Origin of the sequence: Paenibacillus sp. FSL L8-0708 (assembly GCF_038009325.1) — a bacterium.
Lineage (GTDB): Bacteria > Bacillota > Bacilli > Paenibacillales > Paenibacillaceae > Paenibacillus_AQ > Paenibacillus_AQ odorifer.
Genome location: NZ_JBBPBC010000001.1, coordinates 1,736,489 through 1,750,554, shown reverse-complemented (window position 1 = coordinate 1,750,554; position 14,066 = coordinate 1,736,489). Strand labels below are relative to the sequence as shown.

Below are 14,066 nucleotides of genomic sequence, written 5' to 3'. Positions count from 1 at the left end.
CCCCTATTCCCAGTAGAACGGTCCGGCATCTTTTAGCCGGGCTAGCGCTTCGACATAGAAGAAATCACCATAGATAAGCGGAACATCTATATTCCGATCCTCAGGATAGTTACTCGTACCATGAAGCAGCAATCCTTCTTCTTCTTCTGCATTGTCCCAAGTTCCATAATTCCTATAAAGGGATTCTGTAATTCTTATAGCCCCGTTCCAATACACATGAGCCTCCGAGTCATCAACCTGGCTAGCTAACAACAGCAAGCCACTCGCTGCACAGGCACCAGCAGAGCTATCACGAATCTCGCCAACTTCACCGGGAGCACGGAAATCCCAATGTGGAACGTGATCTTCGGGCAGACGGGTCAAGAAGAAATGCGCGACCTGCTTGGCTGTATTGAGATAACTCTGCTTGCCCGTATGATGATAGGCCAATGACAGTCCGTAGAGCGCCCAGGCTGCCCCGCGCGACCAAGCTGACTCGGGCGCAAAACCTTGCCCGCCAAGCTTTTCAACCACTTCGCCCGATTCCGGGTTGAAGTTGACGATGTGATAAACCGAACCATCCGGCCGGATGAAGTGCTCCAGCACCGTATCCATATGCGCCTCAGCGATATGTCGATAACGTGGATCCCCTGTTACTTCGGAAGCCCAGAAAAGCAGGCTGGTATTCATGCAGCAATCGATAATGGCTACCCCGCTGTTATCCTCGCCTTCACTCCATGGATTCCAGGCCCGGATGTAGCGTCCTTTCAGATTGAAGCGGGCCGCCAGATAGTTGGCTGCCTTCAACGCCCGGACTCGTGATGCTTCTCTGCCCGTGAGCTTATAGTTCGCAACACTGGTCAACAGCCACATAAAGCCTAGGTCATGGTCCAGCTTCACATAACCATCCAGCACCTCGTCAAGCCGTTCTTCACACCGCTCAGCAACCGCTTTCAAATCCTCATCACCACTCTCAGCATAGAGCTGCCAGAGCATTCCCGGCCAAAAGCCGGCTGTCCACCAGTTTGGTGCTTCAAGCACGTATTTGCCGCCTTGACTGGCATGGGGGAATTCTGCACCGATTCTCCGGCTGTTCGTTCTAGTCTTCTCCAAGGCTTTGCCCCAAGCCTCGTCTACCCAAGCTTGCTTTACTAATCTACTCATCTAAATCCCGCCTTTATTCGAATTAGCCTCTACCCTCTGATAGAGGACTTTTTATAAGCTCAGGCCCATCTTTTATAGAAATTGAAAAGTGAATACCAGGTTGCCCACCGCGCCAAGCTGAAGCACATGGAAGTCCAGACTATACCAGAGCTTCTCCATGCCAAAATGATCCCGGTACACATGCACAGTAATCTCCGGCTCAACTTTCAGTGAATCGTAAGTTACTTCAACGCCGCGAGTCATAGTCCCCGGCAGCAGCAAGGTTCCCGGGTGAAGGAGCTCAGGCTCACGCCAGGTGACAAACCGCTCCGTCCAGCTCGCCGGAATTCCCGCATACCGGTAGGTATCTGTCAGCTCCAGCCGAGGACGTTCCTCTTTATGCCAGACGAACGAACGGATTAAGGACTGTAGTCCTGTTACCTGATAAGCCTGTGTCAGATCCAGTGTCAGCTCATCATTCTCCTCCGCCGCCGATGCATGCAGCACTGTGGAGCTGAACTCCCGACCGGCCAGCTGATACTGGCCATCAATGATCGGCAGCGAATGACCCTGCGATCCATTGCAGTCATAGTGGTAACGGCCAGCCCCAAAATAATCAGCAGTATACTCTCCACTCCCAAGATCGGATGCGTAGATTTCTCCCCGGCCGCTCAGAATGAAATGTCCCAGATCATTATGGTTATGCGGTTCAGCATTGTGCCCGCCCTTGGCGGCGAATCCGAATGAACCCGCCTCCGACACATGACGCGAGACAAGCCAAGCGGCATCAGGGAGAAAATAGCTGGCGGCTCGCCAAGCTTCGTCCTCCTTGCCTGCCCTGGTCCAGATCAGATTGCGGAATGCCGGTGCAAAGCGGCTGCAATGATCTTCTGTGTAAGGAGCACGCAAAGCGGATGGGGGGTGTTCGACATCCGTACAGACTTCCGCCAGATAATGGGACAATCCCATATGTACTAGCACCTGAGGCACTGAATCAGAGAAATTGGCTACATGACTTCCGTCAATGAAACATTTTTGTTGGAAGCGCGCGATTTGCGCTACCTTCTTTTGCTTGAACCAGTCCAGTCTGCCTGCGCTTCTGGAACAGAGCAGATCGCTATAATAAGTGAAATAACCAAACCCATAATTCCAGTACCCAAGGCCTTCCAGACAGGCACCATCCTCACCGAACCCTTCCAGGTAATGCAACATGGCGCGCTCTGTCCTCAGCAGAATATCCGCAAGCATGGCCGGGTCCTCCACAGACAGCAAGGCAGCAGCCCCGATTGATCCCGCACAGACCGCTGCCCAATTATGCCGCGCTGTCTCCCAATCATAAGGGCCATTTTCTAGAAATGGACGAAACAGTCTCCGCTCTACTTCATGGTGGATTCGGGATCTCAGAAGCTGCGAAAGTCGTTCCCCGAGCAAAAGTAAAACTTCACTTAAAGTAAATCCGGTCTCGGAAGAAAACAGATCAATATACCGGTTGATATCAGCTGCATTATGATCCGCTGGGAGATGGGCCGGAAGACACCAGGTGTACTCATCGCATATAGCCCAGAGGATGTCCTCCAGCTTCTCCAGTACTTCCGGATGTTCCGGCTCCAGCAAAGCCAGAAATACATAAGTATTCAGCCTTCTTCTCCGTTCAAAATAGACCCGTTCATATTCCAGCCTCGAACCCGTACGCGAATAAATGGAAAATAACGTATACGACAGTTCAGGTATAGACTGCCCGTCCAGCCTTACCGCCTCCGCGCGGATCTCGCTGATATCTGCCTGTAGTACTCCCGATGATAACGCCCGTTTCCAAAAAGCAGCCGCATCCCCCTTTGGATAATACAAGCTCAGATCGACTGGCTTCATTTTATGCACTATTTCCAAAAGCATCTGTTTATTCATGCCTTTTTTCCTCCTTATAGATCAGTCAGATCCGCGAAGCATCTTATTCTTCACTAATATGGCTGAATACTTTTTATTCCAAGGCATGATCTCTCATAACATCCTCACCGGCTGCAATTTTTAATGAAGTCCATTTCATCTCTTCCCCTGACCAGAAAGGATCAGAAGGGAGCAGCCCCAGCGGGAGAAATACGGAGGCGCATAAATAAAGACTGCCTGTATTGATATAGCTCTCCGCAAGCTCCGGCTGATAACCGTATACCCCCGGACGTAGCCATCCGGACTCATCCAGCGTACCCGGATATTCCATAATTCGCGTAATCACAGCTGTCAAAGCGCAGCGTACCTGTGCAGGAGGCAATGCTTCCTCGAGAAAATGCTGCAGCGCCGCCTGCGACAGCAGTTGAAACGCCCCAAAACGGTAAACGATCGAACGCCCGATAAAGGGATAGGTTCCATCCGGTGCAATGCTCCGTTCGAGAACAGTAGCGTATCGCTGTGCCCGTTGCTGAATCAGCGGTTTCAATGCGGAATATTGCTCCGACTCCTGTTTAAAAAGTGCTACTACATCCACCAGCATCGGCTGAATAACAAAGCTGTTGTAATAATCCCAGTGAAAGTCCTTGCCATCCCCGTAAACTCCGTCGCCCTTATACCAATCCATGAACATATGGACCGCATAACCAACGCGCATCCGGTCATATTCAGGATCGCCGAGTATATACAAAGCGGCTTCCACCATTGCACTGAACAGCAGCCAGTTGCTTCCGCTTGGCGCTGTCCGGCGTGTCTGCTTCAACGCTGTTATTGAGTTCCCTTTGACCCGCGCACTCAGCTTGCCGGCAAGCTGCTTTGGCGCACGAACCAGCGCGTGTGCCAGGAATGCCGCATCAACCAGCGGTTGGCCTTCGGTCTTGAATTCCATATAATCAGGTGAATTCGGATCAACAGCGGCATCAATGGCTTCCAGCATTAGCCCTGCATAACGTGCTCTAAGCTGTTCTTCCGCACCCTCAAGTCCCTCTAGTTCAAGCCAAGGGGCCATTCCGCAAGCCAATCTCGCAAAAGCCTCCAAATGGGCAAACTGGCTCCGATCCCTATGAAACTCTGTAGGCAGCTGTTCCTTTAATTTCCGCTCAGCCAAAGCATTCAGCACAGGCCCCCCGATCAGCAGCATTGTATCCAGCCAGTATTTACGCTGTTCCTTCCCATTCATGCACAATTCCACCCTTCCAATTGCGTCTAATCAGCTACAGCTATTTCTCTTGCCTACCGCCTGAATCTTGTTATATTGCGTAATCTTCTACTATAGTTTAGTGTTGTATTATTGCAATGTCTTTGCGAATAATGATGTTTTATTGCGTATATTGTGATCAATCTGAAAGGGGCAATTCCAATGAAGCATGCCCAGTATTATGAGCCGTTCGATGGAGATATTCTGGCAGGTATCGGAAACTCGCCCATCTCACCTACCAGGGATTTTCACATCCATGATCACTATGAAATTTTCCTGTTCTTGGGCGGCAAGGTGAACGGTTTTGTAGATCAGTTCAGCTATCCCCTGCAGCGGGGCAATGTTCTGTTGTTCAACAATCACGAGATTCATAAAATCATCAATTTATCTCCAGAGCCTTATGAACGGTTGACAATCCATTTCAAAGCTCCACTTGTCTATCCCTTCTGTACCGCATCTACAAATCTGCTCGCTTGTTTCCAGAACCGCCAGCCCGGAGAACATAATCTCGCGCAAATGGATGAACCGCTGATTGCAGAGTATACAACCCTTGCTTCCCGCCTGATTGAGACATTAGAGAATCAGCAGTACGGGAGCGAAGTTCTGGCTCTGACCTACCTGGTTCAAATCCTCGTCCTCATCAATGAGCTGTACAGCCGTACCCGATCCACCGTGCCCAGCATTATTTCCTCACATATTCAATCAGCCATGAGCTATATCGACAACCACTTGCATCTAAATCTGTCACTGGAGCAAATCGCTGGAGAACTGAACGTCGATAAATATTATCTCAGCCATCTGTTCAAACAGCAGACAGGCGGAACCATCTACCGTTACGTCTTGCTCAAAAAAATAGCGTTATCCAAGCAGCTCTTGTCCGCCGGGAACTCCGTATCCGATACCTGCTATCTGTCCGGCTTTAACGATTATGCCAATTTCATCCGTACCTTCAAGAACATCACGGGCATTCCACCCGGAAAATATGGTAAAAGAGCTGAGCTATAAAACTCAAATTCAAGGATTTTTCAAAAAAAGATGCACTCGCAACTGCGGTGAATAGTTGGACTTCCGGCCGCTGTTTTCCTGAGCACTCCCTGCCTCTCCAAATCTATAAAGAACCTGGCAGCCCGCTTAATGCAGCCTGCCAGGTTCTTTGAAATGCTACTTACAAATATCCCAGCAGATTGGAGATAACTTGCGCACCTTCGGCACGGGTCATCGTCTCTTGTGGCGCGAATTGCTTATTGCCGCGTCCCTTGATCAGTCCCGCCTGCTCGGCGATATTTGCTGCGCTCTTCGCCCAGTCATGAATCCGGGAATAATCACTGAACGATCCTACAGCAGGTTCATTGGTCCCGCTTCCCTGCAAATATTCATAAGCACGAACGATCATCACAGCCATTTCCTCGCGGGTAATGCTCTGATCCGGTGCGAACGAATCTGCACTTCGTCCGAGCACGATGCCAGCTCCGCTAACAGCTGCAACGGCTTCGGCATACCAGGCCTTGGAATCCACATCACCAAATGTTGCATGGCTTCCTGCCTTAAGCCCAAGCGCGCGTGCAATCATAGCAGCGAATTGTGCCCTAGTTACATCCCCTTGCGGATTAAATTCCGTACTGGAAATGCCTTCGATAATATGCTTCGCGGCCATGGTCTTAATCACATTAGTGGCCCAGCTGTCACTGCTGACATCCGTGAACAGCTTATCGTATTCCAGGACCGCATACTGGCTGAAATGCCGTATTTCAGCAGTCCACTTACCATTAGTCAACGTTCCGCCCATGAAATCAAGCGCACCATTTGCAGAAATATAGTAGCTGCCTAGCAAGCTTATATTGGCATCCGGATCTACGTTGAACGTAAGTGTCAACGGTTTATCAAAAGCAGTTACCGTTACAGCAGTGCCGTTCGCAGCAACAACCTCCAAGCTGAAGTTGATCACATCACTTGCCGCAGATAAATGTACGGAACCATTAACAGCCCGATTATTGATTAACTGTTCCACAGCATCTCTGGATACCTTCACTGCTGAGAGCTTAATTCGCGCCCCCTCCGTTTGACCTCCAGTAGCTTTTTCTTGAATGCTCTTCAACACTTCTGGGGTCAGATCGATAGCAACCTTACTCCAATCCAGACGTAGAGTGTTCTCTCCGATGATTCCTGATAGTCCTGCTGGAAGCAGTATGGATTCTGTAGCTTCAGTGAGCTGAACCGTTATTACTCCTCCAACCGGTGCCGTGAAATCCTTTCGATCAAGAACCTTTTCGGCCTGCGGCAGCGGTGTTGGCGCCGGGGACGGGGTGACTGCTGGCGTTGGTGCTGCCGTCCACACTGGTGCTTCCGTTGGCGCCGGCGTAGATGTTGGTGCTGTTGTTGGCGCCGGTTCCGGCGTTGGTGTTGGTGTTGGTGTTGGTGTCACTACCGGAGGTTGCTCTGCTTCGCCCACTGTCACGGTTCTAGTCACTTCGATAGCCGCGTTGCCCGCCGCATCACTCACTTTATAATGATAGGTGTAGATGCCTGCCGCCTTAGTGTCCAGTGCCAGCACATTCTCCTCATTCTTCGTAATCGTTGCTACAATGTGCTCCGTAATGTCGCCGTCACGGTCATCTACCGCTGTGGCTCCGGCATCCGTATAGCTTGCGCCATTTTCCAGTTGAATGGATGGTTCACCAAGCAGTGTAATCACCGGCTTCATTACATCCGGATCAAGTGCAACGACTACTTTTCTTGTCACTTCCGCAGCCGCATTGCCTGCAGTATCGCTGACATTATAATGGAAGGTATAAATATCAGCTTTCGCCGTATCGAGAGCAGTCAAGCCGTATACTTCACTGCTAACTGTTGTAGTTATACGGTCTGTAATATCACCATCCTTGTCATCATAAGCAGTCGCTCCTGCATCTGTATATTCAGAACCGATGTGCAAATTCACTGTCGCATCACCTAACAGAGTAATCAAAGGCTGAACAGTATCCGGCTCCGGCAGCTTGATTGTTCCGCTCGCTGAACTGTCCGCTGTAGCCTCTCCCTTACTCAGTGATACCGTAAAGCTGAAGCTGCCGTTAGTCTCATCGGTTGCTTCTTGGAAGGAAGACAAGGTAATCTCACCGATCGCAACTCCAGTATCATTGAGAAAAGGCAGAGCGCGTATCGTCTGCAGCAGCCAAGTCTGGACAGCTTCTTCGCTGTTTGCCGCTTCCTTCTGCACGCTGTATACCGCACCTTCTATGATACTCTTAGCCTCATTTACAGCCTGCTCATTAGCAACACTGGCTTTATCTCTAGCTACAGCCACATAGCTGATCAATGCAGCCTGATTGCCTGAATACGTATTGTTTATTGAGTATTTCACAGTACCGCTCAACGGAAGCGTGAAGTCATAGTTAATCATAGCGCCATTAGGACCTGCGACGAGGCCGGTTCGGACCGGTTTGGTCACTTCTTTCCCTTCAGCGTCAATATAGCTGAGCGTAATATCCATCGTGCGGTTGGTGTTGTTCCACCAGTCCCGATGGAATGACGTAATCGTATATTTGCCTGCGTTCAAAGGGAGCAGGTATACAAGTGGATTATTTTTTGTATCCGAACCATAAACACCTGTCTGACTTTTATCAGAAGGAACTACAGCGCCACCAAGCCCCTTGAGGAGGTACTTAGTACTGGTATGCCCCCATACGCTATTGCCTGTCGAAGGCTGATCCGCCTTGTTATTAAGCAAGCTGTCACCTACAAAATCCTTGATTAATGTATACGGCGGCGTGATACCGTCCACCGATACACCAGCATCGAGGAAGTATAAGAGCCCCTCCGGCACCACTTCCACATAACAAGTTGTTTTCAGATTTCCATAAGTGCCGGTTACAGCTACCCGTTCATACGGATTATTGAAGCTGGCCGCATTTACATTCCACTTTACTGATACCAGCAATTTGGATCCGTCTGCCCGAGTGGCTTCCACCTTGTCTGGAAGATTCGGCAGTTTTCCGGCATAAGTAGCCAAATCCTGAGGAGCGACAAGCTCCCGTATATCTCCCGTAGTCAACTGGTTCTGGGCGGAGATCAGGCGTGCTTCAAGCTGAGTAACTCCTTCCTGATCCAATTTGTATAAAATAGGATTATCCAGCGCTTCCTGTGCAGCGCTCTGTGCATCTACGAAGAGCTGCCAGTCTCTGTCCGAATATTCATCCTGTTTGTTCATTTCTTTCGCGGCTTTTACCGCCGCCTGAAGAGCAGCAGTATCTACAGTACCGGTTACTTCCCCGGAAACAACCGCCACCGCATCGACAACCAAGGTGCCGCTTACCACCTTTATTTGCACATGGTGCTGGCCATATTTAAGCCCGCGGAGTGTGTACGTCTGGTACAGCTCCTTGGAAGCTAATGTATCAGCCGATAGATTAATAACTTTTCCGTCCACCGTTACCTCAAGCTTCGCCGATCCGTTATTCGCTCCTAGAATATCCAGTCCGGTACCTTCAAACGTGTATTCCATTGCAGCGTCTACAGCCTGGCTGGTAGAAAGAGAACGCTGGTAAATGTACATGCCCGCTCCGTTTATATGGCTCCACGACCCGGTATATATCAATTTAGGGTTCGGAGCAGCAGCCAGGTCATACATTTCAAGATTGTCTAGAAGCTCTGAATAATACGGCGTGTAGCCCTCAACCTTCTCCACCTTCAAATTATCGAAGCGGACGTGATAGTAGCCGCTGGCCAGATCTACCCGGCCGGACAATTCAGGAGTAGGATCGGTATAGGAAGCCAGCTTCACCCCATCCAGATAGGCGGTCACTTTATCGCCCGCAACCTGAACGGCAATATTATGCCATGCGTCATATGCGGTATCGAATCCGTCGATCTTCACGCCGCCGGAACCGTTCGCGGCATTTCCGGTCGCAACTGCGCTATTGTTGACCAGCAGCTGCCAGCCGCCGTCGAACCAGAATTTCAGCACATACGGTGTACCGGTTATGGAGTGGGAACTGCCACCTCCTTGATAACGGGCACCTATCGCAGCATAATTGGCTCCGCCCTGAGTATTGTTTGTTTCGAACGAAACATCAACACTGGCCTTGTAGTTCATCCACCGGTTGTCGCCGATGGCCGTTACTGGATCTCCGCTGTTCCATGTGCCGCCAAGCCCCATGGTTCCCGTGTCCAGCTGCTGCCGCAGGACATAATTGTCAGACCCGTCCGGAAGATAGGCCTCAAATGCCCCATTGCGGTCATGGGTATAACGCGGGATAACGCTTTGGGAACCGCCGCGGGATTCAATATAGCTCTGGGTACCCTCATATTGGCCGCCTGCACCAATCTTCACGACAGTTTGCTTAGAATAGTCAAAATCATCAGCGTACAGAATGTTGTCCCCAGTACTGTGTCCCGCTCCTGTAGTATCGGTATCCAGTACGGTACGCTCGCCTTCTACAGGCAGCGGTGTTTTATATTCTTCTTTGTCCTTGTTCTTCAAAGTAGACACGGTCACGGTCGAATACGGTTTAACTTTAACGGTATACACCCCGCTGCCATCAGCACTGATATCACCGAGATACTGCATATAATTGCTGTTGAACGCTTCTCCTGCATCAGCAGCACGGGTTTCCCATACTTCCATGGATGGATTACCCGTATAAGCCATATTGACTGTCTGCAGCTTGTAGATTTTGGAATACTCGCTGTCGTTCACGATAACCGTCGAGAAATCTTTTTTATCAGGTGCTGCAAGGGTTATATAGCTAGGGGAACCGTTGCGGCCGCTGACCGGATTGGTGCCTGCCGCACCTGTGGAGCTGGCTTGAGGAACCGCTCGCCAGATCCCAGCAGTATTATCCTCGTTCTCCCAGCCTACATTCGCAAACCAGCTGTAATGCTGCAGAGTAACAAGACCCGCATCATAATGAATCCAGCCTGACCACGGATCGCGCATGCTGACCAATTCCTTGAAGGAATATTGTCCGCCTTCATAGAAGGAGCCAATGGCTGGCTGGTAAATAAAGTGCGTCCGGCGGGAGTTAACGAATCCTTTAATAATCGTGTTACTCATCTCCAGCGGACTGCCGACACCACCAATGCCGGTTCCTGCCACTGTAGGATCTTTCATATTGTTGTTAGGACGGAAAGAGGAATTACTGAAGGTAGACTGCGCCTCACTGTTCCAGACCTCAATATCATATTGTTCTGCGAGTTTTTTGAAATTGCCTGCGCTGTCGTCGTCCGTGTTGTAGTGGTATCCAGCAATCGGCACAGCTTCCCGCAGAGAAGGATCACTCACCATACTGGCACCGAAGCTGCCAATCCCGACTTCATCGGAAATCACAGACTTGATCCGGTTGTACAGTTCCCGCTCTTCGGCGCTGTTGAAGCCTTCGCTGTCAGTCTTGACTCTCTCAGCGTACTGTTTGGTCCACGCCAAATCTGGAGCGTGCTCGTTGATATAAGGATTAACGTAATCGGCCATATAACCGTATTCACGATAAGCGGCCAGAATGGTTTTTTTGTACCAGGTATAGATTTTGTCGTTGTTATTTGCCCAGGCCGGAGCACTCCATCGCAGGATGCTCACTTTAAGATCAGGGTTCACTGCCTTGGCATCTGCGGCAAGCTGGAAGCCGGGATGCCGGGTAACATTTGCCTCTTCATCGGCCGTACGCATAGTCGCCGGGTCAGGTCCCGTGGAGTTATTGCGGTCATTGCCCATCTCGATTTTCACATGCGTCATGAGCGGATGTTCTCCACCGAACAAGATCTGTAGCATTTCTGCATAAGCCTCTGGATGCTCTGACTTATAGTCCAGCAAAAGCGCACTGGTGCTGTTAGCGCTTAGTACGCCAAATCCCTTAAATGTGAGGCCGTTGACATTGTCAGCTTGGATATCGTTGCCGTCAAGCAGAACCTTGACCATAGAAGCTGCGCTCTGTGTAGCTTCTTCGATCTGTTTCTTGATTCCGCCCTTGGCAACGGCGAACCAGCTCAAAATAGGTTTTTCGTCAGCAACATAGGCGTAAGTCAACGTCATTGGACTACTAACGTCAATGTCTCCAGGAATGGTGAATTCGCCTGAAATTAGCTTAGTCACATTAGTGTTGAACTGGTCAAACAAGATCGTCTTGGTTGCCCCGCTAGCATCCTTATACTCGATCTGAGGACGTATTACACGGGAGCGGCTGCCATACCAATCATGGAAACCGCTGCTGAGCGTATAGGTTCCAGCTTCAAGCGCTTTTAATTTATACACGATATGATTGCTGGCAGGGTCGGCACGAAGTCCGACAGTCCATAGGGACGGATCAGTAGCTGGATCGGTAAGTCCCCCGTCTTTGGAATTCTTAACCTTGTTTACGGAATCATCAAATCCCCAGTCCGCCGTACCGCTGATATACTTCTGGTCGGGGGACTGGTTGAGCAAATCGCTGCCGCTCAGCGTGCGAACCGCTTCGTACAGCGGCGAGGAAGTAGGCCCGTTGCCTACGGAATCGCCCCCTCTGCCGCTATCCACAAAGTAAACCAACGGATTACTTGCGGGCGGAATAACTTCCACACTGGCAACGACCGGCCCCCCGTTCGCTGTACCGCTGACGGTCACGGCATCGTATGGCACGGCAAAGGTATCTGCACCAATATTCCAGTTCACTGCTGTGCTCTGGCCTCCGATATCAATGCTGGATGGCAGAGTAGTATCTGCAATTGTTGTCGCCCCCATATGGGCGGCAGCGTAGATAGAATTTACGGTAGCAGCAGAGGCTGCAGACAGAGTGAATGCCGGAAACATCCCAACTACGAGCGCAGTAGTCATCGTTATTGAGAAAAACCTTTTACGAAAGTGCATTCTGTTCATTCTCTTCTCCTCCTTTGATTGTAAATCAATAAAAGAAAGCGTATTCATTTCGTTGTTAAACGAATAATCACTAGATTTTTACAGACCCCTTTGACTTATAAAAAAACCTGGCAGCCTATGAAAAATGCAACTGCCAGGTGAAATACGGTTCTAGCCCTTAATGCCCGATGCTGCAACACCTTGTACAAAGTACTTTTGCAGAGCCAGAAAAACAATCACAACCGGAATAATGGACACCACACTTGCAGCCATAATCAGGCCATACTCGGCGGAATATTGCGAGATGAACATTCTTAGTCCGATTTGGATGGTCTTGAGTTTCGTATCTGTCAGATAAATCATTGGCCCCAGGAAGTCATTCCAGGTAGCGACAAAGGTGAAGATCGTCAATGTAGACAATGCTGGCTTGGACAACGGCAGCATGATTCGCGCCCAAATTCCATATTCGCTCAAGCCGTCAATACGGGCAGCCTCGCATAATTCATCCGGAACACCTTGATAGAACTGGCGCATCAGAAATACTCCAAATGCCGAGAATGCCTGCAGCAGTATGATTGCCAAATGCGTGTTGTTAAGCCCCATGTAACGCATCAGGATAAATTGCGGCACCATGTAAGCCTGCCAAGGGATCGCAATTGTTGCAATATATCCAAGGAATAGAATGTTTTTTCCCCGGAAATGCAGTTTGGAAAACGCATACGCAGCAAAGCTGGAAGTCAGTAGTTGTAGAATCGTTACGATAATCGATAATTTCGCCGTATTGTAAATAAAACGGCCCAGCGGAATGCGTGTCCAGATATCCGCGAAATTCTCCCAGCGCGGATTCTGTGGAATCCACTGCATTGGGAAGGAAAACACATCTTTGTTCATCTTGAGTGAAGAAGACAACATCCATATATACGGAACCAGCATCGCCAGTACTGTCGCAAACAACAAAATATACACAAGAACCATAAGGCTGATTCTAAGTCCTTTACTTTTACCAACCATATCTTTTGAATCCTCCTATTGTCCGTATTTCTTCTCGCCGCGGAACTGGACGATGGTGATGCCAAGTACCAGCAGAAACAATACAATGGCCATGGCGCTGGCATATCCGTAATCAAGCGAGCGGAACGCCGTATTGTAGATTTGATACACCATAACCCTTGTAGAATCATTCAACTGGTTATCGGCGCCGGCAAATAGGTTGATAAAGATATCGTAGACTTTGAACGAATTGATGACTAGAATCATCAGAACAAAGAAAGAGGTAGGCGCCAGTTGAGGGACCGTCACATTGCGGAATCTTCTCCACGCGCCCGCACCATCAAGTTCAGCAGCCTCATACAATTCAGGGTTGATGCCCTGAAGACCTGCCAAGTAAATAACCATGTAATAACCCATGTTTTTCCACACTGTGAACAGTATTACTGTGAACATCGCCCAGTGTTTATCCGCCGCCCAGCGGGGAAGATCCTCCAGCGGGATACCGGTAAGGGTATGCAGGATATTGTTGATCGGACCCATCGTAGGACTGAAGATAAAGTTCCATACGGCAGCAACGGCTACCAGGGATGCTACATAAGGGAAAAAGAATACGGTTCTCATGAAATTGCGGGCCATTATCTTCTGATTAAGCAGGATCGCCAGCGCCAGCGCGACAATCATGGTAAACGGTACTACGCCAATAGTGTAAACAATGGTATTCCATAATGCTTTGTGAAATGTTGTATCTCTGATCAACCGGGTGAAATTGTCCAGCCCGATAAACTTCATTGGATTGGCCCCGTCCCATTTCACAAAAGCAAGGATAAAGGCAAAGAACATAGGTACCAGTGTAAACAGGGCAAATCCGATAAAGTTCGGCGCAATGAAGCTGTAAGCTACCAGGTTTTCCCGGACACCTTTTGACAAATGACGTTTAGGGATCTTTTTTGTACCCAATATGGTTTCGTTCTGCATTCTTTCTCCTCCAAACCTTCT

The 14,066-nt window shown here is 49.6% G+C and carries 7 protein-coding genes; 1 reads left to right on the top strand and 6 read right to left on the bottom strand.

All coding sequences use genetic code 11. The features are described from left to right. Positions 1-3 precede the first annotated feature (3 nt). From NYE58_RS08080 to NYE58_RS08070, 3 genes are all read right to left on the bottom strand, one after another. Positions 4-1,143: a glycoside hydrolase family 88 protein gene (locus NYE58_RS08080; protein ID WP_341001541.1), complete on the bottom strand. Its 1,140-nt coding sequence runs from the start codon at positions 1,141-1,143 to the stop codon at positions 4-6. Positions 1,144-1,215: 72 nt separating this feature from the next. Continuing rightward, positions 1,216-3,027 (bottom strand): heparinase II/III family protein, encoded by a 1,812-nt coding sequence (locus NYE58_RS08075; protein WP_341001540.1) that lies wholly within the window; start codon positions 3,025-3,027, stop codon positions 1,216-1,218. A 73-nt stretch (positions 3,028-3,100) separates the two neighbouring features. Then, on the bottom strand, positions 3,101-4,243 hold the full coding sequence (locus NYE58_RS08070; protein WP_340889177.1) for a DUF2264 domain-containing protein: 1,143 nt from the start codon (positions 4,241-4,243) through the stop codon (positions 3,101-3,103). A gap of 180 nt (positions 4,244-4,423) precedes the next feature. On the opposite strand from NYE58_RS08070, the gene NYE58_RS08065 reads away from it, so the two are divergent. Next, positions 4,424-5,266, top strand: a complete 843-nt coding sequence (locus tag NYE58_RS08065) for a helix-turn-helix domain-containing protein (RefSeq protein ID WP_038569280.1) — start codon at positions 4,424-4,426, stop codon at positions 5,264-5,266. 160 nt (positions 5,267-5,426) lie between these two features. Here NYE58_RS08065 and NYE58_RS08060 read toward each other — a convergent pair whose 3' ends face one another. The 3 genes from NYE58_RS08060 to NYE58_RS08050 form a co-directional block, all read right to left on the bottom strand. Continuing rightward, the gene (locus NYE58_RS08060) at positions 5,427-12,101 is read right to left on the bottom strand and encodes an S-layer homology domain-containing protein (RefSeq protein WP_341001539.1); all 6,675 of its coding nucleotides are present in this window, start codon (positions 12,099-12,101) and stop codon (positions 5,427-5,429) included. Between the two features lie 150 nt (positions 12,102-12,251). Continuing rightward, a complete protein-coding gene (locus NYE58_RS08055; RefSeq protein WP_080742424.1) occupies positions 12,252-13,091 on the bottom strand; it encodes a carbohydrate ABC transporter permease in 840 nt (279 codons plus the stop codon). Between the two features lie 15 nt (positions 13,092-13,106). Continuing rightward, positions 13,107-14,045: a carbohydrate ABC transporter permease gene (locus NYE58_RS08050; protein ID WP_036675858.1), complete on the bottom strand. Its 939-nt coding sequence runs from the start codon at positions 14,043-14,045 to the stop codon at positions 13,107-13,109. Positions 14,046-14,066 lie beyond the last annotated feature (21 nt).

Bases quoted from the DNA above. Each gene is read 5' to 3' on its own strand.
- NYE58_RS08080 (WP_341001541.1), bottom strand. From the start codon at position 1,143: ATGAGTAGATTAGTAAAGCAAGCTTGGGTAGACGAGGCTTGGGGCAAA.
- NYE58_RS08075 (WP_341001540.1), bottom strand. From the start codon at position 3,027: ATGAATAAACAGATGCTTTTGGAAATAGTGCATAAAATGAAGCCAGTC.
- NYE58_RS08070 (WP_340889177.1), bottom strand. From the start codon at position 4,243: ATGAATGGGAAGGAACAGCGTAAATACTGGCTGGATACAATGCTGCTG.
- NYE58_RS08065 (WP_038569280.1), top strand. From the start codon at position 4,424: ATGAAGCATGCCCAGTATTATGAGCCGTTCGATGGAGATATTCTGGCA.
- NYE58_RS08060 (WP_341001539.1), bottom strand. From the start codon at position 12,101: ATGAACAGAATGCACTTTCGTAAAAGGTTTTTCTCAATAACGATGACT.
- NYE58_RS08055 (WP_080742424.1), bottom strand. From the start codon at position 13,091: ATGGTTGGTAAAAGTAAAGGACTTAGAATCAGCCTTATGGTTCTTGTG.
- NYE58_RS08050 (WP_036675858.1), bottom strand. From the start codon at position 14,045: ATGCAGAACGAAACCATATTGGGTACAAAAAAGATCCCTAAACGTCAT.